The organism is Flavobacterium sp. ABG, assembly GCF_001027725.1.
GTDB classification, from domain to species: domain Bacteria; phylum Bacteroidota; class Bacteroidia; order Flavobacteriales; family Flavobacteriaceae; genus Flavobacterium; species Flavobacterium cupriresistens.
Window position 1 is genome coordinate 1 of the sequence record NZ_LEKS01000066.1, and the last position, 499, is coordinate 499.

1 protein-coding gene is annotated in these 499 nt (G+C 33.1%); it reads left to right on the forward strand.

The annotated features are described in order from the left end of the window. Nucleotides 1–499, forward strand: a 499-nt coding sequence (locus AB674_RS21685; protein ID WP_047779377.1) for a UDP-N-acetylglucosamine--N-acetylmuramyl-(pentapeptide) pyrophosphoryl-undecaprenol N-acetylglucosamine transferase, incomplete at both ends; no start/stop codon positions are given.

The window sequence follows — 499 nt, forward strand, 5'->3', positions numbered from 1 at the left end:
AAAAGCAAGTAAAATTTGTGTTGCATACGAAAATTTGGAACGATTTTTTCCAAAAGGAAAAATGATTTTGACCGGAAATCCAGTGCGTCAGGATTTAATTGATATCGACAGTAAAAGAGCAGAAGCCATTCAATATTTTAATTTAGACTCTAAAAAGAAAACATTGTTAGTTCTTGGAGGAAGTCTTGGTGCGAGAAGAGTCAACCAATTAATCGAAAAAGAATTGGAAAATATTCTTTCTCAAAATGTTCAGGTGATTTGGCAATGCGGAAAATTATATTTAGAAGATTATAAAAAATATAACAAAGAAAATGTTCAGGTAGTCGCTTTTATAGAAAGAATGGATTTAGTTTATGCTGCTGCAGATGTTATTATTTCCCGAGCAGGAGCGTCATCAGTTTCGGAGTTGTGCATTGTTGGGAAGCCAGTAATTTTTATTCCTTCACCAAATGTAGCTGAAGATCATCAAACTAAAAATGCTCAAGCCATTGTTGATAAA